This is a genomic window from Kosakonia sp., from assembly GCF_032052965.1.
In the GTDB taxonomy this organism is placed as follows: domain Bacteria; phylum Pseudomonadota; class Gammaproteobacteria; order Enterobacterales; family Enterobacteriaceae; genus Kosakonia.
In genome coordinates, this window is sequence record NZ_DAMBVN010000012.1 from 85,189 (window position 1) to 105,103 (window position 19,915).

The following is a 19,915-nucleotide window of genomic DNA, read 5'->3' on the forward strand; positions in this document are numbered from 1 at the left end:
TACAGTGGCAGCAAGGATTTACCCCAACGAGATTTGGTAGGATGTTTTTCTGAAACCCTGCCATGCAAGTTGCATAAAACGATCGGATGGACCTATGGATAGAGTGATGGCGGTAGTGGTGTTTAACCGTATCTGCGAACTGGGCAGCCTGAGTGCGGCGGCCAGGGCGTTGGGTATTTCCCGACCAATGGTCAGCCGCTATCTCGATGAAATGGAAAAATGGGCGGGTGCCCGGCTTATTCACCGTTCTTCCCGTCGTCTTACACTTACCTCTGCCGGGGAAAAGACGCTGCAACACACGCGACAACTGGCTCCGCTGTTTCATGATATTGAACAACAGTCGACGCGCGAAGCGCCATCCGGCACGTTGCGTATTGCCTGCGCGCATTTTACTGCCAGCCACATTGTCGGCCCGGTGTTACCTGCATTTCTGGCACGTTACCCGGCGCTGAAAATCGAAGTCGATATCAGCCATCAGGCGGTCAATCTGATTGGCGAGCGCATCGATCTGGCGATCCGTATTACCAATAATCCTGAGCCAGGCGCCATCGCGATGCGTCTGGGCGAGTGCCACTCTGTACTTTGCGCCTCGCCAGACTACCTGCGCCGATGCGGGGAACCGCAAAGCCTGGCAGATCTGCAGCAGCATAACTGCCTCTATTACAGCGGTTTTGCAGGGCAGACCTGGCACTTTACCGACCGGGAAAATAATCGGCTTAACGTGCAGGCAAACGGCAATCTAAGCGCCGGTATCTCGTCCGTCTTATGCGATGCCGCTATCGCCGGGTGCGGCATCGCGCTGGTTCCTGAGAAGGAGGCCCACACCGCGCTGGACAGCGGCGAACTGGTCAGCGTGCTGGCCGATTACGTCCCGCAGCCGCTGGGGATTTATGGGCTTTATCAATCCCGCTCGCACCAGCATGTTGCATTAACGTTGTTTCTTCAGGCAATTGCCCAGTCGTTACGCCAGCAGACCTGACGGTAACCCCGCCGGTTACCATTTCATTTCGCCGGTGTTCACTTTTGCGCTCAATTCCAGGGAACTCTCTTCGGCGAGGGCAGGCCAGTGCTGTTTCATGGCGTTAACCACCCCTGCTGCATCTTTTTCCGTCTTCAGCGCCTGTTCAAACTGTTGCAGGTAATTCGCCGTGAAGGTGATGGCGCCATCACCCGCCGGGCGGTTGCCCAGATAGTGGCCGGGAATAACCTGTTGCGGTTTTAACGCCTGCATTTCCCTGAGGATCTCGCGCCATTGCGTGCGCGCAGCGGTTGTTTGCGTATCTGCTGTCCAGACGTGAATACCGCTTGAGATGGCGGTGCCGCCGAGAATTGCTTTATTAGCCGGGATCCAGACGTAAGCCGCATAGCTTTGCGGGTGGCGCAGCTCCACTGTTTCGCCATCAATCGTCAGCTGCAGTGAATTCAGCGGTTGCGGCACGATCACGCGTTGCGGTGCACCTTCTTTCATCTGCGGCCCCCAGAAAGCCAGCTTCGCCGCTTTTGTGGCTTCGATATGCTTAATCACCGTCTCCGAAGCGACCACTTTCACCTGCGGAAAAGCCTCGACTAACGGCTCGAGGCCAAAGTAGAAGTCCGGATCGCCAGAGGTAATCACAATCTCTTTCAGGGTTTTGCCGCTGGCTTTCACCATCTTTGCCAGTTTTTCGCCATCTTTGGTGCTGAACTGAGCATCAAACAAAATCGCTTCGGTTGGGCCAGACACCAGCGTAGACGAGACGGCGAAGAGGCCTTTTTCCTGCGGGTTATAGACTTGCAGACTCAACGGCGCGGCAAAGGCCGGAGCGCTTGCCAGTAACATCAGCATGCTCAGGGTGGTACGTTTCATGAATTTTGTCCTTCTCTCGGGGGGCAGGCGTTCCATTGTAGGCAGATTGGCGAGCATGAGAATTCCTGAAACGGGAGATGCTCAGTTTCATAAAACGATCAGGTGTGCGGCCCTAATGCGCTTGTTGAAATGTAAAGCACTGTATTTTAGGGAATTAAACGTAAATCTATATACCCGCAGCGCCTCGCCTGGTTTATCATAGGCGGGTGGACAGCATTTGCTGTCTCGCGGGTTACTTTAATCCTCACAGCAAACAGAGTTGGCAATAAAATTATGATCGGTTTTGTAGGCATTCTATTGTTATTACTGGTGATTGTTTTTTCTTTTTATAAGCATATTCAACAATTACGCGCCCGAAAAATCGGCGGTACGCGGCGACTAGTCCGCCGGCGCTAATTTAGCGCGCTCCCGTTGAAAGGTCGGGCCTGGCAGGGCTTTTTATTTCCGCGCAGTCAGGGCATGTTGCTGTTAACAAAGCTGACAGGATTATCATTTTCGCGTCATTTTTGAGTCAGCATCCTTGCGCTAAGGTGGCGTTACCCTGGCGAGGAGGCGGCACTGATGGAAATGCAAAAAGCGGTAATACATGAAATCCAGCAATGGATCGATGACAACCTTGACCTGCCACTGCGTATCGGCGATGTCGCGATGCGCTCGGGCTACTCGAAATGGCATTTACAGCGTCTGTTTCATGCAGAAATGCGGGTGCCGCTCGGCATTTACATTCGCGATAAAAAGCTGGAGAGCGCCGCGCAGGAGTTGCTCAACACGCAACAATCCATCATGACAATCTCTACTAAGTACGGTTATGACTCCCAGCAGACCTTCACCCGTACCTTTGCCCGTAAATACCATATGCCGCCAGGCGTATGGCGGCGGCGACACCAGGCCTGACGTTTTCGCGGTGTTGCATGAAGGCGGCAAAATGTCAGCATAATGTCAGCGCACAAGCGCTAGAATCATCAGCAGAGTGGTGCGCGCGGCAGGTGCCGAAACGTAGAAGGGGGCACACCCATGAAGCTGCTATTAATCGAAGATGAGGAAAAGACATCCTCCTATATTAACCGTGCGCTTAGCGAACAGGGCTTTACGCTGGATGTCGTCAGCGACGGCGTCGAAGGGCTGCATATGGCGCAGGAGTATGACTACGATGCGATCGTGCTGGATGTGATGCTGCCCGGCATGGACGGCTACCAGATCCTCGAGCGGCTGCGCGCCAGTAAAAAGACGCCGGTGTTAATGCTTTCGGCGCGCGGTTCTGTTGAAGAGCGCGTAAAAGGGTTGCGCCATGGGGCTGATGATTACCTGCCAAAACCCTTCTCGTTGATTGAACTGGTGGCACGCATTCAGGCTTTGCTGCGCCGCAGGCCGGGCGACGGCGCGGATATTACGCAGTTGCATATTCACGATCTGCATCTCGATTTACTGGCGCGGCGTGTCACCCGGGGCGGCGATCGGCTGGAACTGACCGCGAAAGAGTATGCGCTGCTCAGCCTGCTGGCGCGTCATCAGGGCGAGATTTTGTCGAAAATGATGATTGCCGAGCAGGTATGGGATATGAATTTTGACAGCGATGCCAATGTCGTCGAGGTCGCCATCAAACGTCTGCGTGCCAAAGTGGATAACCCGTACCCCATTAAGTTACTGCATACCGTACGCGGCATGGGCTACGTGCTGGAAACCCGCCAGGAGAGCAAAGCAAGTTGATTCCGTTCTCGGTCGTGAAGCGCTCCATTGCCGGACGTATGGCGCTGCTGTTCTCCGTCGCCTATGTCTTTGTGGTCATTACCTTTGGTGTGGTGCTCAGAAGCTCGCTGTACACCTCTCTGGAAAGCCAGATGCACAACGAACTGCTGTTTCGCGAGTCGTTAATGACGCCGTGGATTGAGAACCACCATAACCTGGAGAGTTGGTCGACGCTGGAAGCGAAGTTCAATACCCTCTCCACCTCGGAAGGCGGGCGCGTTAAATACTGGCTGCTCAGCGCCGATCCGCGTTTCGCCATGGGTGGGCCGCCGCCGAGCGGGGTCGACTGGTCGTCGCTGAAAGATGGCTTCAGCACCGCGCCAGGTAAGACGGAATTATCCTGCCTGCTGTTTCTTTACTCGCGCGAGATCCCGGCGAAAGAGGCGCGTCCGGCGCTGCGCTATGTTGTGGCGATTGACTCGACACCGTATATGGGCACGCTGTATGAATTCACCTGTACGCTGGTGGTGATCAGTATTGTCGGCGTGATGTTTATTGCTTTGCTGGGCTACCTGATTGCCCGCAACGGCATGCGACCCGTGAATATGCTCAGCGAGCAGGCGCGTCATCTTGCGCCGGGTAATCATGGTCAGCGTTTGCAAACCCGGACCCTGCCAGATGAACTGCAAACGTTGGCGGTGTCGTTTAATGGCGCGCTGGAGCGCCAGGAGATTGCCTGGCGGCAACTGGAAAGTTTTAACGCCGATGTGGCACATGAGTTACGTACGCCGTTGACCAATCTGATAGGGCAGACGCAACTGGGGCTGTCGCGCCCGCGTTCCGTTGCCGAACTGCAGGATCTGCTGGAGTCCAACCTCGAAGAGCTGGAGCGGATGACCTCTATCGTCAACGATATGTTGTTCTTATCCCATGCGCAGGCGGGCGAACACGCCACGCAGTTAACCCGCGTCTCGTTGCGTGAAGAAACTTTTAAAACGTTTGAGTACGTGGAGCCTTCGTTTGCAGAGAAGAATCTGCGCGTTGAGGTGGAAGGGGATGTCACCGCCTCAATCGACCGCCGTTTATTCCACCGTTCGCTGGCGAATTTACTGGAAAACAGTGCCCGACATGCACCGCCGGAAAGCACGGTAGTTGTGCGGCTCCAGTGCGTCGAAAATCATGCCCGGGTGGCGGTATCGAACGTTGGCGAGGCGATCGCGGTTGATCATCTGGAGCGCTTGTTTGAACGTTTCTATCGCGTAGACGCCTCGCGTACCCACAGTGATATGCATCACGGGCTGGGACTGTCGATTGTCAGAGCCGTTGCCAATATGCACCGGGGCGATGTGTTCGTCAGCAGCCAGAACGGAATGAATACCTTCGGTTTTACCCTGTCGCTGGGATGAGGATGGCACCCTCAGGCGCAAAGAAAAGGCCGTAACGCAACCCGTTACGGCCTTCTTTCACAGCCAGACGGTTATTTATACAACGTGGCCACGCCAAAATATTTATCGTCGCCACCGGCGGAAATGATTTTATAGCTGCTCGCACCTTGCTGGTCGGCTTTTTGCGCCAGGCGGTGTTGTAGCCCGCCGAGTGTGCCTGCGCCTGAAACCGATACACTCCCAACCGGCGTCAACCCGGCATCGGACGTCACTTCGGTGGCAGCCCATGATGCTGTCGAGAAAACAACCAACGCGGTTGCTAACATCTGCACGTGTAATTTTTTCATCGTAACCACCTCTTCATTCGGAATAATGTCAGAGTATCTTCTGACAGTAGCAATATTACGCCCAGTAACTGTCATTTCTCTGACCAGAAAATAACGACGCTGTCAGATAACAAAACTCCACAATTCTTTTAATAAACTCACCGTTAGCGCAAAAAAATCGGGAAAGATGAGTGCGTCTTTTAATCAGCAGGCAGGGTACGCACGTTGTGGAAATAAGGCTTGCTGGGTGTGGAAATAGTCCAGGCCATGCGTAAGTGAAATAACGTTTTACCATGGCAGATGTTGAAAATAATCTTATACCGCGTAGCGGCCTGGCTAAACCTGGGCTTCTTGGTATGCAAAGAGACGGTTAACGGCGTATTTCCTGCAGGCAAATAATCTATACGGGAGCGGCGTCAGGCGCTGGTCGGGATCTCGTCGGCCCATTTCGTGGCGAGTTTAATCATTTCGGCCACCACGCTGCGATTGAACCCCAGCCGGTGCCCAAGCGCGCTGACCTCTTCCCAGTTGTGATTTTCATATAATTCAATCAGCTGCAGGTATGGGTAGAGCGGTCCTTTTTTCTCTCTTAGCGCCATCATGACATTAGTCGATACGTCTATCTGGCTAATCAGATCCGCCATGGGCATTTCAAAAATATTGTCCAGTTGCGAAAACAGCCCGACGATAAACGCATCATCGGCAGAGTGGCGGCTTATCGAGCGGGCCGAGGCGAGTTCGCAAAACCGGGCGCGGAACAGGCTTTGATGGTAGATATCATCGGTTTTCTGTTTGTTCACCGAGGTTAAACACGACACCAGCACAAAGCGGCGCAGTTCATTGGTACCGAGGTAAAAAATAATGTCTTTTAGCGACTGGCTGCGAATATTTTTAATGCCACGAGCATTGAACACAATATTCTGCGCATAGCGCATGATCTTAAATGACAGCGCGAGATCCTGCTTTAGCAGGGCTTCAATTTTGCCAAAATCCGGTGAGTCGGCATTCACCTCTTTCATTAATTTCAGCGTTATAAGTTGATTCTGAACCAGCTTGTTTGCCGAGTGGATCACCGGTTTGCTGAAAAAATGTCCCTGAAACAGGGTGCAGCCCATATCGCGGAAGCATTCGTACTCTTCCTGCGTTTCGACTTTCTCGGCCAGAAATACCGTCTCTTTCAGCAAATCGCCTTTACTGGTGATATAACCGCGGATCTCATCCGGGGTATTCAGGCGCACATCAAATTTAATGATACTGACGTACGGTAAAAACGCATTCCAGGTTTCACCTAACTCAAAATCATCCAGCGCAATACGAAACCCGTGGGCATAGAGCTTTTTTACCGTGTTAAGCAGCAAAGGCGTGGGTTCTGCCGTTTCAAGAATTTCAACAATCACCCGGTCTTTCGGCAGGGTTTCCGCCATTCCCTGCACTAACAGTTCATAGGGAAAGTTAACGAAGATAGCGCTGTACTCTTTCAGGCGGCCTAATGGCGCACCAAGGAATTGCTCGACAATAATTTGGGCAGTGGCGTACTCCGGGGTGACGTCGGGAAACCGGTTCGTCATACTGTCTCTGAACAACAGTTCGTAACCGACTGTGTTCATATTTTCATCAAAAATCGCCTGGCGGGCGACAAACGAGAACATTCGTTACTCCACTCCACAGATGCCTGCAAATCTAAAAAAACCGGGGAATGCGCTAACCTGAACCGGTCAACCTTCGTTATTTTTTCGCAGGATAAAATGGAAGCCTGGACGAAAATGACGAAGACGCAAGTCGGACTTAAGGAAGGCCGTATCTTTTGTAAACTTCTGAGGAATTTAAGTCAAATTCCACGCTGCGGAATAATAACCAATTACGCTATTTATTGGTAACTTTTGGCAATGCCGGCAAAAAAATAACCCGATTTTGCCGCGGCGGGATCGCTGCCGGAGAACATGTATCGTTATCATAATCGGCGATCCGCTTAAGCGAAACGGCATTGTTACTGTGTCATGTTGATTAGCATAAAACGGTGAGAAAGGTGGCATAAATCGCCGCAACATGCGGCGTGCGTGACCATGCGCACACCGCGTCAGGGCTGAAAACGGCAAAGCATGATCACTATCATAATTCTGAAAGTGATCTGCATTTATCTGTTGTCAGGAATATTCCGATAGACTATTGTGAATTTACCCCAGTACAGAGCTAACGCCACAACAAGTGAGTGCCGGAGATAAGCGCCGGGCGGGGTAAGATAGATTGAGCACTTTTGGGAAAGAAATAAAACAACAGGCCCTGGCATATGCCGGGGCGTTTTATTTTTGGCGCTCGCCATGACGACAAAGCGTGTACTCAGTCGCGATCGATCGCAAACGGCTGCCAGGCCTGACGCACCGGCATCACTTCCACACGGTTAATATTCATGTGGTCCGGCAACGTGGCGATGTAAAACATCTGGTGTGCAATATCCAGTGCGCTTAAGGGTGTGGTGCCGCGATAAAGCGTGTCTGAAGCGGCCTGATCGCCTTTAGTACGCACCAGCGTAAATTCCGTCTCCGCAATGCCTGGGGCCAGGTCTGTAACCCGCACCCCGGTACCCAGCAGGTCGCAACGCAGGTTATAGCTAAACTGTTTCACAAACGCTTTGGTTGCACCATAGACATGACTGCCGGGATAGGGCCACTGTCCGGCAATCGAACCAATATTGATAATCGTTGCGCCAGCACCGTGCTTAATCAGCGTTGGCAACAGCGCATGGGTCATATTGACCAGCCCGCTGACGTTGGTATCAATCATTGTCTGCCAGTCTTCCAGTTCCACGCGCTGGGCGGGCTGTGGGGCAAGCGCCAGCCCGGCATTATTGATAAGCGTTGTCACATCGGCAAACGCAGCAGGCAGGCCCGCAACGGTGTTTTTAACCGCCTCTTTATCACGCACATCCAGCGCGACAATATGCACCGGCACTTTGCTCTGCAGCCGGGTCTGTAACCCCTCCAGGCGCGCCAGACGCCGCCCGCTTAACACCAGTGACCAGCCCGCGTCGGCAAAAACCTGCGCTGCCGCTTCGCCAAACCCGGACGTTGCGCCGGTAATAAACACCACTTTTTTCGCTGCTGTCATTGTCTTCTCCTGTGCGGGTTGAGGCGTCACTATAAAAACCTCCCGCCGCGCCAGACAGAGCCAGTTATTCCACAAGGGTGTGACACGGGTGTCACAAGCCGCAAACAAGACTGGCTCTACCTGTAGGAGCACGTGCCACAGCATGATGCAGGCAACAACCACGACAGGAGAGGAGCAGGGGATGAAACGGGCACTTCAGCGCGAAACGGCAATCACCAATGACGATGTGCGTCAACTGGATCGGTCGTATGTGTTTCATTCATGGTCGATGCAGGGCAACCTCAACCCGCTGGTGATTGCCGGGGCGAAAGGCTGTGAATTATGGGATTACGACGGCAATACGTACCTGGACTTTAGCAGCCAACTGGTCAATGTGAATATCGGTTACCAGCACCCACGCGTGCTGGCAGCAATGAAAGCCCAGTTGGATGAGCTGGTGACCATTGCGCCGGCTACCGCCAACCTCGCGCGTGGCGAAGCGGCAAAACGCATTGTTGAACTGGCGCCGGCCGGCTTCAGTAAAGTCTTCTTCACGAATGCGGGTGCCGACGCCAATGAAAACGCTATTCGTATGGCGCGCATGTACACCGGGCGCGACAAGATCTTTTCCGCTTACCGTTCCTATCATGGCAATACCGGCAGTGCGATCGCCGCGACTGGTGACTGGCGTCGCGTGCCGAATGAATATTCTCGCGGGCACGTACACTTCTTTAACCCTTATCTCTATCGCAGCGAGTTTAACGCTGAAACAGAAGCGCAAGAGTGCGAACGTGCGTTGGCGCATTTACGCCGGATGATTGAGTGTGAAGGCCCCTCCTCGATTGCGGCGATCCTGCTGGAATCCATTCCGGGTACAGCAGGCATTCTGGTGCCGCCGACCGGCTATATGCAGGGTGTACGCGCCCTGGCCGATGAGTTTGGCATTGTACTGATCCTGGATGAAGTGATGGCCGGTTTTGGCCGCACCGGCAGTGGGTTCGCGTTTGAGCAGGACGGCATAGTGCCCGACCTGATCACTTTTGCTAAAGGCGTAAATGCCGGTTATGCCCCGGCGGGTGGGGTACTGATCTCCGCACCGATTGCGCACTACTTTGACGATCACTTCTTTGCGGGGGGGCTGACGTACTCCGGCCACCCACTGGCGATGGCAGCGATTGTTGCCACGCTGGATGCGATGCAGGAAGAGCAGGTGGTAGAGAACGCCGCACGTGTCGGCAATGGCGTGTTGCGCCCGGGGCTGGAAGCGCTGGCGGGCAGACATCCGCTGATTGGTGAGGTTCGTGGTCGCGGCATGTTCCAGGCAATGGAGTTGGTCAGCAACAGGCAGACCAAAACGCCGCTGGCGGCGGCAGAGATGAGCGCGATTAAAACGGCGCTCACCCAGGCCGGTGTGCTGAGTTTTGTGGTCGAGAACCGCATCCATGTGGTGCCGCCCTGCACCATGAGTGCGGAAGAAGTGCAGCGCGGTTTGGCCATTTTTGACCGTGTTTTGTCTCAATTTGACCCACTTTGCTCTTGATTTTGCTGGCGTCAGGCATTCCTGGCGCCTTGTCTGGTCAGTCCTCTGATTTCAAAGGCATTTTTTGATAAACTCCCCCCGATTATTAGCACTGTATTCCGCAGCGTTCTCCTGATAAAACATCTCTTTTGGATTTATCTTTAATACCTGGGGAGAGAAACATGCCGGAAATGAATCAGTATGGTCAAAACGTCGGCGACACAGTGCCACACTGGAACGGCGTCCAGCCGCTGCCACGACGCGTATTGCAAGGCCACTATTGTCGTCTGGAGCCGCTCGACGCTCGGGTACACACGCCACACCTGTTGCACGCCTATTCTCAGGCGGAAAACGACAGCGACTGGACCTGGCTCGCAGGGCAGCGCCCTGATGACATCGACAGCATGGCGCGCTGGGTGATTAGCAAAATGATCGACAAAACGGTCATCCCGTTTGCGGTCGTCGACGAAGTAACAGGGAATGCGGTCGGTGTCATCGCCTGGCTGGCGAACGACACGCAAAACGGCACGGTTGAAGTGGGGCATGTCACCTGGTCGCCACAGATGAAAAACAGCACGCTGGGTACGGAAGCCGTGTGGCTGATGCTGCGCCATGCTTTTGCCTGTGATTACCGCCGTGTAGAGTGGAAATGCGATGCGCTGAATGTGGCCTCGCGCCGTGCCGCAGAACGGCTGGGTTTTCGCTGGGAAGGGCGTTTTCGCCAGCACATGGTGCGCAAAGGGCGTAACCGCGACAGTGACTACCTCTCCCTGCTCGATAGCGAATGGTCGCAGTGCGATGCCGCCATCACCGCCTGGCTCGACGCCAGCAATTTCGACCATGAAGGCCAACAAAAACAGCCTCTCGGCGCTTTTTTTGCGCGCTTATCGCCGTGATGAAACCGGCATCGGTTTACCCGATGCCGTCTCTTTATCCTGAGCGCTATTCACCACGTACCCCGGGATCAGGGCTTTTGCGCACGCGCCAGTTGAACCGCGTTTTGCCAGTCAACCCAGCGTTTTTGCAGGCGAGCATGGCGGGCCATATCCGGCAGGAAAGTGACATGTTCGGGTAACCAGGCGCGCAGCTGTTCGCTATCGACCTGCAAAAGCGCCTTGCGTGCCAGCAGCGCGGCGCCCATCGCAGAAAGTTCGGCCACATCACTGCGCATCACCGGGCAGCCGAGCAAATCCGCCTGATATTGCATCAGCCAGTCATTTTTTGTCGGGCCGCCGTCTACCATTAGCGCCTGCAGGGAAAACGCGCCGTGCTGACGCATCGCCACCACTACATCGGCTATTTGATAGGCGATCGATTCCAGCGCCGCACGGATAAGGTGCGCACGTTTCACTCCCCGGGTCAGGCCATGGATCAGACCGCGCGCCTGTTCGTCCCACCATGGCGCGCCCAGCCCGGTGAGTGCCGGAACAAAATAGACGCCAAGTGTTGAGTCAACGGAGGCGGGCAGGGTACACAGTGCCTGCGCCAGTTCATTTTCCGGCAGCTCGCTCAGCCCGGTGCTCTCTGCCATCCACGCCACGGCATCGCCGGTATGGGGAATATTGCCCTCCAGCCCGTAGACCAGCCGCTCGCCATCATGCCAGGCGACCGTGGTCGCCAGCGATTTCACATCGCACTGCGCACTGGCCACCGGCGCCATTACCGACGAACCGGTGCCGTAAGTCGCTTTTACGCAACCGGTCGCGCCAAGACCGTGGGCGAACAATGCCGCATGGGAGTCGCCAATCATCGCCAGGATGGGGATCCCGTCCGGAATGCCGCTCAACCCTCTGGTATGGCCGAATAATCCACTGGAGGGGCGGATAGCAGGCAACGCGGCGCGAGGAAGACCAAACAGGGTCAGCATGTCGTCATCCCAGTCGCCGCTGTGCAGGTTCAGTAACTGCGTGCGCGAGGCATTGGCGTAATCGCAGCAGAACGACTCGCCAGCGGTTAACTGCCACAGCAGCCAACTGTCGATAGTGCCAAGGCAGATGTCACCCTGTGCGGCCAGCGCGTGCCCTTGGGGGATCGCCTCCAGCAGCCAGCGCATTTTAGTGGCGGAAAACAGCGGGGCGATCGGCAGCCCGGTAACCGCTTTGATAACCGCTTCCAGGCCTTGCTCACGCAGGGCATGGCAAAAAACCGCCGTGCGCGAACATTGCCAGCTGATGGCCGGGCCGCATGGTGTGCCACTGGCGCGATACCAGCCAATCGTCGTCTCGCGTTGATTGCTAATAGCCAGGGCCGCCACGCGCGCCGCGCCCACCTCAGCCACTACCTGGCGGATCACCGCCAGCGAGGCTGCGAGAAGCTGTTCCCCGGACTGCTCAACCCAACCTTCGTGCGGCGTCTGGATCGTCAACGGGCGTGAACATTTCGCTACCACCTGGCCTCTGGCATCCAGCGCCACGGCTTTGGCGTTAGTGGTGCCCTCATCGAGAGCAATCACAATCTCTTTATCCAGCGACATGCCGTTTCTCCCTCTGGCAATCAGCGGTGCAGGTAAGTGTCGACGCCGAGATAGCGGGTAAAGGCTTCATGCAGCACGTCTGCGCTGGCGGCGTGGTTCATCGCCACGTGATGTTCAAAGCCATTGCGGCAGATCCACGACAGCAGGTTTTCCAGACGCGGCACTTGAATAACAGCCCGGCAACCGACGGTTTCCAGCGGATCATCGACCGACTGGCCTTCGCCAACGTATGCTTTGATCTCACCGGTCAGATCGTCGGTACTTAAGCGAAAGTAGGTCAGCGCCCCGGCTTTCAGGCGACCATGTACTGCCCCGCAGGTGTTTTCTTTACCGACGGCCGTGCCGATAATGTCGGCCGTGCCCATGTGCGGTGTCTCAAGGCTGGCAGAGGCGAAGTTACCACAGTGGAAAAGCACGCATTTGTCGCGATCGTCGCCAAAATTATTGTTCCAGTCGGCAATCGAAGCAGGGCTCATAGTGGCGCTGGCAAGCGCATACATGGACAGCGCGCCCATAACGTCCACTTCGCAGGCCGACGGCATAAGCTGGCCGGACATCACACTCATGATCGAGCAGACATTAATGCCAAGGTTTTCCTGTAACGACGTCCAGCACTGGATGGCCGTGGTGTCGATATCGTTGGCGGTCACCCATTCGCTGATCACCACAAACAGTTTTGCCATGGTGATCAGTTTGTCAGCGGGGATAGCGCTGGCGTCGGCATTATCCACCAGCAGACGGCGTTTCTCATCAACACGAATATCGTCATCACGCAGGGTTTTAATGCGGGTAAAGACCTCTGAGAGATCGAGCGTTTCAACCGCGATCCCCAGCCTTTCGAGCAGTTTCTCGCTGTAACGCACGGTATTAAACCCGGCCGGCCGCGCGCCAATGGCACCAACACGCACGCCACGCATACTGCTGACGACCCGGCAGATCTGCTCAAACCGTTGCAGATCGCGTGCAAACACCTCGCCACTGAGCGCACAAACATGCTGGGTCGTCAGGGTGAACGGAATGCCATACTGGCGCAGGTTATTGCACAGCGAGATCTTGCCGCAGAAGCTGTCGCGACGGGTTGCCAGACCCATCTTATCCAGATTGTCCTCTTCAGCTTGCACCAACACCGGGACGTTCAGCCCGGAGAGGCGCAGGGTTTCCGCCACGGCTTTCTCATCGCCAAAATTGGGCAGCAGCACTACCACGCCGTGGATCGCATCGCGATGCGCGCGGAACAGCGCGGCACAGGTTTTGGCATCCTGACGGGTTTCCACTCCGCCCAGTTCGGTTTGCGTCTCATCGAGCATAATGGTGTGGATACCCAGCCGGTTAAACAGCGCGACAGCCTGTTCGCGTGCCTGAGCCACCAGGTAGCTTGGGAAGAAACCACGGTTGCCGATAATGACCGCCATGGTCAGTTTTTGCGGAATTCGGGACATTGTTCTCTCTCCAGTAAGATGTTCTTTTTATTGTTATTACCGCGCGGCCAGCAGGGCGCGGGTCTGTTTTACAACCCCTGCCGCGTCGATGTGATGACGGGCACGGGTGGCGGCACGATCGGCGGCAATGGCGTATTGCCCGTCCGGAATGCCAAGCCGACGCAGCGGGATCGCGCAGCCCGCTTCCGCCAGCACTTCTGCCACCAGGCTGCCGACGCCACCATTGATATTGTGTTCTTCGACGCTGATGACGGCGCGGCTGGCTTGCAGCAGCGACAGCAGCTGGGATGTATTGCAGGGGCGAATAGACGGTACACTGATAACAGCGGCATCAATACCTTCTGCTGCAAGTTGTGTGGCGGCTTCGACAATTTCATGCACCGTCGATCCCATTGCCACCAGCGCGATATCGTTGCCGTGGCGCAGCACATCAATGTTGCCTGGCGTGAAGCGGTAACTTTCGTCATGCAGTTCCGGCAGTGCTTTGCCATCAAGGCGGATATAGACCGGGCCAACGTGGGCGAGGGCGTAATCAATGATCTGCCGACACTCCCGTGGGGATGACGGAGCATAAATCTCAATATTGCCAAAACCACGCAGTACCGAAATATCGTCAATGCTATGATGTGTACTGGCCAGCGGCCCGTAGCTGGCTCCGGCGTTAAGACCGAACAGTTTGACATTGGTGTTGTTGTAGCAAATATCGACCTTAATCTGCTCATTCGCGCGGGAAATCAAAAATGGCGCGGCGTTACAGGTGACAGCGATTTTTCCGCCCAGCGCCAGCCCGGCGGCGGCCCCGACCAGCGTTTGTTCAGCAATGCCGACATTGACCACGCGGCCAGGGAATCGTTGCATAAACGGTGAAATCTTGGCCGTGGAGGTGGAATCTGCGACTACCGGAACCAGGTCGATCCCGTTATCTACCGCATCGATAAAGGCGTTAACCATCACCGTTGCCAGGTGTTCGCTATTACTCATCTTTCAGTTCCTCCAGCGCCAGTGCGATCTCTTCCCCTTTTGGCACGCGGTGGTGCCACTCCGGACGCCCCTGAATAAAGGAGACGCCTGCGCCTTTGGTGGTGTGCGCTATCACCACATGCGGTTTGCCTGCGGGGGTCAGCCCTTCGAGCGTGGCGACGACATCGGCCATATCGTTGCCACGGCATTCGGTCACGGCCATGCCAAAGGCGCGCCATTTTTCGTCGAGTGGATCGGTATTGAGGATCTCTCTGGTTGGCCCCGCCAGTTGCAGGCTGTTTTTGTCGTTAATAATGATCAGGTTGTCGAGTTGGTAATGAGCGGCAACCAGCGCGGCTTCCCAGTTACTGCCTTCCGCCAGCTCGCCATCACCCGTAACCACGAAAACGCGGCGTGTGCTGTTGTTGCGTTTCGCCGCCAGTGCAATGCCCACCGCAACCGGTAAACCGTGACCCAGTGCGCCCGTGTTCAGTTCAATGCCCGCTGTTTTGTGTTTAACCGGGTGGCCCGGCAGGTGGGAGTCCGCGTGCTGGTAGGTTGCCAGCCAGTCCACGGGGATGAACCCGGCTTCGGCAAGCACGCAATAGTAGCCGCCTACTGCGTGGCCTTTGGACTGAATGTAAATATCGCGCTCAGCGCTCTCTTTGGTTTGCGGCGAGCAGTTCAGAATGCGGAAGTAGAGCGCGGTAAGCAGTTCCACCTGGGATAAATCTGCCCCCGTATGCCCGCCAGCCGGGCTTTTGGCGTTCAGCACGATGATGCGACGGCGTACCGCACGTGCTTTCTTTTCTAGCTCATCGACAGAGAGCGAAAACGGATTCATAGAACACCTCTTGAATGTTTAATCTTTTATGAATAAATATTCAATCAGGGTGAAAAAGCACATCCAAAGCGGATGTTGCATTGTGTTATTGCAAGCAGAGGCAAGGGTTTGACACGTGCTTGGAATATATATTCACGACTGACTTATTATTCATGGTTAAAGATATGCCTTGTGGTAAGGTTTGTCTACGCTGTGGATCGGCAAATTTGAAAGAAAGGAGAAAAGGATCACATTTGGATCGGCACCGGGCAGAAACCGCGGCTTGTTATCTATTCAATGATGAATAAAAATATCGATAACAGATAAAGGGGATGTGTATGTCAAAGCAGGATGAACAGCGGTTGTTGGTGAAGATCGCCACACTTTATTACAACGAAAATAAAAAACAGTCAGAAATCGCCACCTTGCTGCACTTGTCGCAATCCTTTGTCTCGCGTGCGCTGACCCGCTGCCAGAAAGAGGGGCTGGTGAAAATCACCGTTGTGCAGCCCACCAACATCTTTGTTGCGCTGGAAAAGGCCATTGAGCAGCAGTATGGCATTCGCCAGGCGATTGTGGTGGATGTGGGGGAAAACGCCGGTAATGCGCAGATCAAACATGCCATTGGCAGTGCGGCAGCGCACTATGTGGAGACGCGTCTGCGTCCGGAAGACCTGGTCGGCATCTCCTCATGGAGCAGCACAATCCGCTGTATGGTCGATGAAATGCACCCGCAGAGTATTCGTGCCGCCGGGGTGATCCAGTTACTCGGCGGCGTGGGGCCAAACGGCAACGTACAGGCGACCATTTTAACCCAGCAACTGGCGGCGCATCTGGGGTGCCCGTCATGGCTGTTACCGTCGCAAAGTATTGAGCATTCGGTCGAAGAGCGCGCCCGTCTGGTGAACAGCCCGGATGTGGCGGCAGTGGTAGAAAAGTTTGCTGAAGTGGATGTGGCAATTGTCGGTATTGGCGAACTGGAGCCTTCGCAGTTGTTGAAAAATTCCGGTAACTATTACAACGAAGCCATGCTGCGTTTGCTGGCGGAACGCGGCGCGGTGGGTGATATTTGTCTGCATTATTATGACGCAGCAGGTCATCCGGTGCTCAGCGAGGATGAAGATCCGGTCATTGGGATGGAACTGACGCAAATCCGCCAATGCCCGCATGTTATTGCCCTGGCCGGCGGTGAAGAGAAACGCAACGCCATTCGCGGCGCGTTGCAGGGCAATTACATTGATGTGTTGATCACCGACTACCCCACCGCGCGCAGCCTGGTGAAAGGCGGTTAACGGCGGCGTGAAAACCGTTACGGCGGTGTTTAGGCCGGATGGCACACCCGCTATTCCGGCCTTGTCCGGTTAATACATTTCCAAAACGTATTAAATTTTTTTTGTTATCACTGTTTTAAATAAAGGTTATTGCCTTACTTCTTTTTAATCTTAATTAAGCTCCGCACTGCGCCGATGGGATTGTAGACAGCCATGTTTTCGCTGTCCTTTCACTTTCTTATTTCACAGCAATGACCGGGGCTACTATGCAATTTATTCGCAATCTGAAGATCAAGTTCGTGATGCTCGCGATTCTGATCATTTTTACTGTTCTCTGGGGCGGCGTGTCGTTTTTCTCACTGCATGCATTAAGCGGTTTAACCGAAGAAGTCCAGCTCACTAACGTGCAACAGGTCAACGGCGATATCATCAACAATGCCAGCGATCGCTACTATCAGGTTAAGCTGCTGATGGACCGCGCTTTCGTTTATAAATCCAACAATGATGGTCAGAATTATCAGCAAACGCTGGATCGCATCAGTAAAGATGTCGATTTTCTGCAAGGCGGCTTAAATCAGTTTAAGGTCACCGATCACGCCAATATCAGCAACACCTCCACGGACAATATCTATAACAGTTCGCTGACGTTATTTAACCAGGCGATCAAACCCATGTTCGAGGCGGTGAAAGCCAACAACATCGACGCGTATACCCAGTTGTCGAAAGATCAGTTTAGCCCGCTGCGCAGCGGATTCTCGCAGGCCATTGTCGCCTACAACCAGGAGATCCACGATCTCAAAGCCGCTGCCAATGATCGTATCGGCAGTTGGGTTTCGCAGACGCGCACCACCATCATTGTGGCGATGATAATTGGCCTCGCAATGTTGGTGATGTCGGAGCGTTATCTGGCGCTGTTGCTGGCGCGCTCGCTGGAGTGGGTGAAACAGCATCTGCAGGTGCTGTCGGTCGGGGAGCTGGATAAGCCGACCCAGCCGTTAGGTAACAACGAAGTGGGGCAATTAATTCCCTATCTGGAGACAATGCAGAACAACTGGGTGAAGACGGTTACGCAGATCCGTAACAGTGCCGGGGGGATTTACCAGGGCGCCAGTGAAATTGCCTCCGGCAATACCGATCTCTCCTCCCGTACGGAAGAGCAGGCGGCCGCGCTGACCCAGACCGCCGCCAGCATGGAACAGTTGAGCGCGGTGGTAAAACAGAACGCCGATAACGCCAGCGAAGCCAGCGTACTGGCAAAAACCGCCTCAGCGGCAGTGAATAAAGGTGAGGAACGTGTGCAGGCCGTCATTGCCAGCATGAAGAACATTACCGAAAGTTCGCAGAAAATTACCGACATTATCAATGTGATCGACAGTATTGCCTTCCAGACCAACATCCTGGCGCTGAACGCGGCCGTGGAAGCAGCGCGCGCGGGCGAACAGGGGCGTGGTTTTGCGGTGGTGGCCAGCGAAGTGCGTAACCTGGCGCAGCGTAGCGCCGGAGCGGCAAAAGAGATCAAAACCCTGATTGATGAATCCGTGGCTAACGTTAACAACGGTTTTGACCAGGTGACGCTGACCAGCGAATCAATGGATAACATTCTGCGTTCTGTCACCAGTGTGACAGACATTATGGGCGAGATCGCCTCTGCATCTACCGAGCAAAGCAAAGGCATTGGTCAGGTAGGAACAGCCATTTCGCAAATGGATAGCGTTACCCAGCAGAACGCCGCGCTGGTGGAGGAGTCGTCTGCCACTTCCAGCTCGCTGGAGCAACAGGCCTTCCAGTTAACCGAGATTGTGTCAGTGTTTAAATTGCCAGGCGATGCCGGGCGTCAAAATGCGGCAACCAAAGCCGCGCCGAAAGCAGGCAAACCGGCACCGCGGCCTGCTGTGGCCGCAAAAGGGCGCAGTCAGGAAAACGAGTGGGAAGCATTCTAATCCGATAAAAAAATGCCCGGTGCACACACCGGGCCTACACAAAAAACCCGGGAAATGCCCCGGGCAAGCTGGTTCTATTTGCCTTCTATCACCGCTTTTTGCGCCACCACTGCCGCTTTTTGCTGCATGCGGTTTTGCATCTGGTCAATGATTACCGCCACAATAATCACGATGCCCTTGATCACCATTTGCCAGAACTCACTGACGCCCATCATCACCAGGCCGTCGGCGAGAAAGCCAATCACAAAGGCGCCTATCAGCGTGCCCAGCACGGTACCGCGCCCGCCTGCCAGCGAAGTTCCGCCCAGCACCACGGCGGCGATGGCATTCATTTCGAAGGCGGTGCCGTTGGCCGGGTGGCTGGCCAGCAACTGGGCAGACACCACAATCCCCGCCAGCGCAGCGCAAAGCCCTGAAAGGGTGTAGACCCAGATTTTCACCTGTTTCACCCGCACACCGGAGAGCTCCGCAGCCCGTTCGTTATCGCCGATGGCATATACATGACGACCAAACGGCAGGCGACGAGCGACATAGGCGATCACCACCGCCAGCACGATCATCAGCCAGATGGCCCACGGAATGCCGAGCAGGGTGCCCGCGCCAATCTCATCGAAGCCGGTATTTCCAAGTTGCGGGTTGCCGGCAAGACCCGGGAAGGTTTGCCCATCTGAGGTGAGCATGGCTGCCCCACGCAGGACATACATGGTGCCGAGGGTGCAAATAAACGGCGCGACATTGTAGCGAGTGATGATCCAGCCATTCACCGCGCCTATCAGCCCGCCAGTCAGCAACACACAGGGGACGATCACCCAGACACTGGGGAAAATCGCAATGCCGAACATCGGTAGCACAATGCCTTTCGTGATCATCCAACCCGCGATCATCCCGCACAGACCAAGTGTGGCGCCGATCGACAAATCAATACCGGCGGTAATGATGACAAAGGTGATACCGAGCGCAAGAAAAGCATTAATGGCAATGTGTTTGATCATAATCACCAGGCTGCCGGTGGAGAGGAAACCCGGCACAGTGGCGGTAAAAAAGCCGACGATCAGGAACAGCGCAATAAAGGTGCGCAACTTAAGCAGTAACAGGATCACGCTTTCACGAGACAGTGATGCACCCGCGCGTGGCGACAGCGCGACAGTTTGTGTTGTTTTCAT

Annotated in this window: 17 protein-coding genes; 8 read left to right on the forward strand and 9 right to left on the reverse strand. The window is 55.0% G+C overall.

Annotated elements, in window-relative coordinates; genetic code table 11:
• Positions 1-94: 94 nt before the first annotated feature.
• Positions 95-979, forward strand: a complete 885-nt coding sequence (locus tag RTX30_RS15195; RefSeq protein ID WP_312690993.1) for a LysR family transcriptional regulator — start codon at positions 95-97, stop codon at positions 977-979.
• A gap of 15 nt (positions 980-994) precedes the next feature.
• On the opposite strand, the gene RTX30_RS15200 is transcribed toward RTX30_RS15195, so the two are convergent.
• Complete coding sequence (locus RTX30_RS15200) at positions 995-1,846, reverse strand: Vmh family MBL fold metallo-hydrolase (protein ID WP_312690994.1); 852 nt, start codon at positions 1,844-1,846, stop codon at positions 995-997.
• Positions 1,847-2,407: 561 nt separating this feature from the next.
• On the opposite strand from RTX30_RS15200, the gene RTX30_RS15205 reads away from it, so the two are divergent.
• The 3 genes from RTX30_RS15205 (at position 2,408) to RTX30_RS15215 (ending at position 4,938) form a co-directional block, all read left to right on the forward strand.
• Positions 2,408-2,740, forward strand: a complete 333-nt coding sequence (locus RTX30_RS15205; RefSeq protein WP_312690995.1) for a helix-turn-helix domain-containing protein — start codon at positions 2,408-2,410, stop codon at positions 2,738-2,740.
• 120 nt (positions 2,741-2,860) lie between these two features.
• Positions 2,861-3,553: a heavy metal response regulator transcription factor gene (locus RTX30_RS15210; RefSeq protein WP_312690996.1), complete on the forward strand. Its 693-nt coding sequence runs from the start codon at positions 2,861-2,863 to the stop codon at positions 3,551-3,553.
• On the forward strand, positions 3,553-4,938 hold the full coding sequence (locus tag RTX30_RS15215) for a heavy metal sensor histidine kinase (protein ID WP_409429822.1): 1,386 nt from the start codon (positions 3,553-3,555) through the stop codon (positions 4,936-4,938). The genes RTX30_RS15210 and RTX30_RS15215 overlap by 1 nt, the downstream gene beginning before the upstream one ends.
• Before the next feature lie 71 nt (positions 4,939-5,009).
• On the opposite strand, the gene RTX30_RS15220 is transcribed toward RTX30_RS15215, so the two are convergent.
• The 3 genes from RTX30_RS15220 to RTX30_RS15230 all read right to left on the reverse strand — a co-directional run bounded on the left by RTX30_RS15220 (position 5,010) and on the right by RTX30_RS15230 (position 8,348).
• A complete protein-coding gene (locus tag RTX30_RS15220; RefSeq protein WP_312690998.1) occupies positions 5,010-5,264 on the reverse strand; it encodes a DUF1471 domain-containing protein in 255 nt (84 codons plus the stop codon).
• 395 nt (positions 5,265-5,659) lie between these two features.
• On the reverse strand, positions 5,660-6,892 hold the full coding sequence (locus RTX30_RS15225) for an EAL domain-containing protein (RefSeq protein ID WP_312690999.1): 1,233 nt from the start codon (positions 6,890-6,892) through the stop codon (positions 5,660-5,662).
• 688 nt (positions 6,893-7,580) lie between these two features.
• On the reverse strand, positions 7,581-8,348 hold the full coding sequence (locus RTX30_RS15230; protein WP_312691001.1) for an SDR family NAD(P)-dependent oxidoreductase: 768 nt from the start codon (positions 8,346-8,348) through the stop codon (positions 7,581-7,583).
• A 181-nt stretch (positions 8,349-8,529) separates the two neighbouring features.
• Between RTX30_RS15230 and RTX30_RS15235 the strand changes: the two genes are divergently transcribed.
• The gene (locus RTX30_RS15235) at positions 8,530-9,867 is read left to right on the forward strand and encodes an aspartate aminotransferase family protein (RefSeq protein ID WP_312691002.1); all 1,338 of its coding nucleotides are present in this window, start codon (positions 8,530-8,532) and stop codon (positions 9,865-9,867) included.
• A 161-nt stretch (positions 9,868-10,028) separates the two neighbouring features.
• The gene (locus tag RTX30_RS15240) at positions 10,029-10,742 is read left to right on the forward strand and encodes a GNAT family protein (RefSeq protein WP_312691003.1); all 714 of its coding nucleotides are present in this window, start codon (positions 10,029-10,031) and stop codon (positions 10,740-10,742) included.
• Positions 10,743-10,810: 68 nt separating this feature from the next.
• On the opposite strand, the gene RTX30_RS15245 is transcribed toward RTX30_RS15240, so the two are convergent.
• From RTX30_RS15245 to RTX30_RS15260, 4 genes are read right to left on the reverse strand one after another with little or no spacing between them, the layout of a single operon-like run.
• Positions 10,811-12,319 (reverse strand): FGGY-family carbohydrate kinase, encoded by a 1,509-nt coding sequence (locus RTX30_RS15245; RefSeq protein ID WP_312691004.1) that lies wholly within the window; start codon positions 12,317-12,319, stop codon positions 10,811-10,813.
• Positions 12,320-12,339: 20 nt separating this feature from the next.
• Positions 12,340-13,758 carry an L-fucose/L-arabinose isomerase family protein gene (locus RTX30_RS15250; RefSeq protein WP_312691005.1) on the reverse strand — a complete coding sequence of 473 codons (1,419 nt, stop codon included), beginning with the start codon at positions 13,756-13,758 and terminating at the stop codon, positions 12,340-12,342.
• Positions 13,759-13,794: 36 nt separating this feature from the next.
• Complete coding sequence (locus tag RTX30_RS15255) at positions 13,795-14,739, reverse strand: transketolase C-terminal domain-containing protein (protein ID WP_312691006.1); 945 nt, start codon at positions 14,737-14,739, stop codon at positions 13,795-13,797.
• Entirely contained in the window at positions 14,732-15,562 is an 831-nt protein-coding gene (locus RTX30_RS15260) for a transketolase (RefSeq protein WP_312691007.1), read from the reverse strand. The genes RTX30_RS15255 and RTX30_RS15260 overlap by 8 nt, the downstream gene beginning before the upstream one ends.
• Positions 15,563-15,879: 317 nt before the next feature.
• Between RTX30_RS15260 and RTX30_RS15265 the strand changes: the two genes are divergently transcribed.
• Together RTX30_RS15265 and RTX30_RS15270 are read left to right on the forward strand one after the other, a co-directional pair.
• Positions 15,880-16,833: a sugar-binding transcriptional regulator gene (locus RTX30_RS15265; RefSeq protein ID WP_312691008.1), complete on the forward strand. Its 954-nt coding sequence runs from the start codon at positions 15,880-15,882 to the stop codon at positions 16,831-16,833.
• 245 nt (positions 16,834-17,078) lie between these two features.
• Positions 17,079-18,752 (forward strand): methyl-accepting chemotaxis protein, encoded by a 1,674-nt coding sequence (locus RTX30_RS15270; protein WP_312691009.1) that lies wholly within the window; start codon positions 17,079-17,081, stop codon positions 18,750-18,752.
• 74 nt (positions 18,753-18,826) lie between these two features.
• Here the strand turns inward: RTX30_RS15270 and RTX30_RS15275 are convergent, their stop codons facing one another.
• A complete protein-coding gene (locus RTX30_RS15275; protein ID WP_312691010.1) occupies positions 18,827-19,915 on the reverse strand; it encodes an ABC transporter permease in 1,089 nt (362 codons plus the stop codon).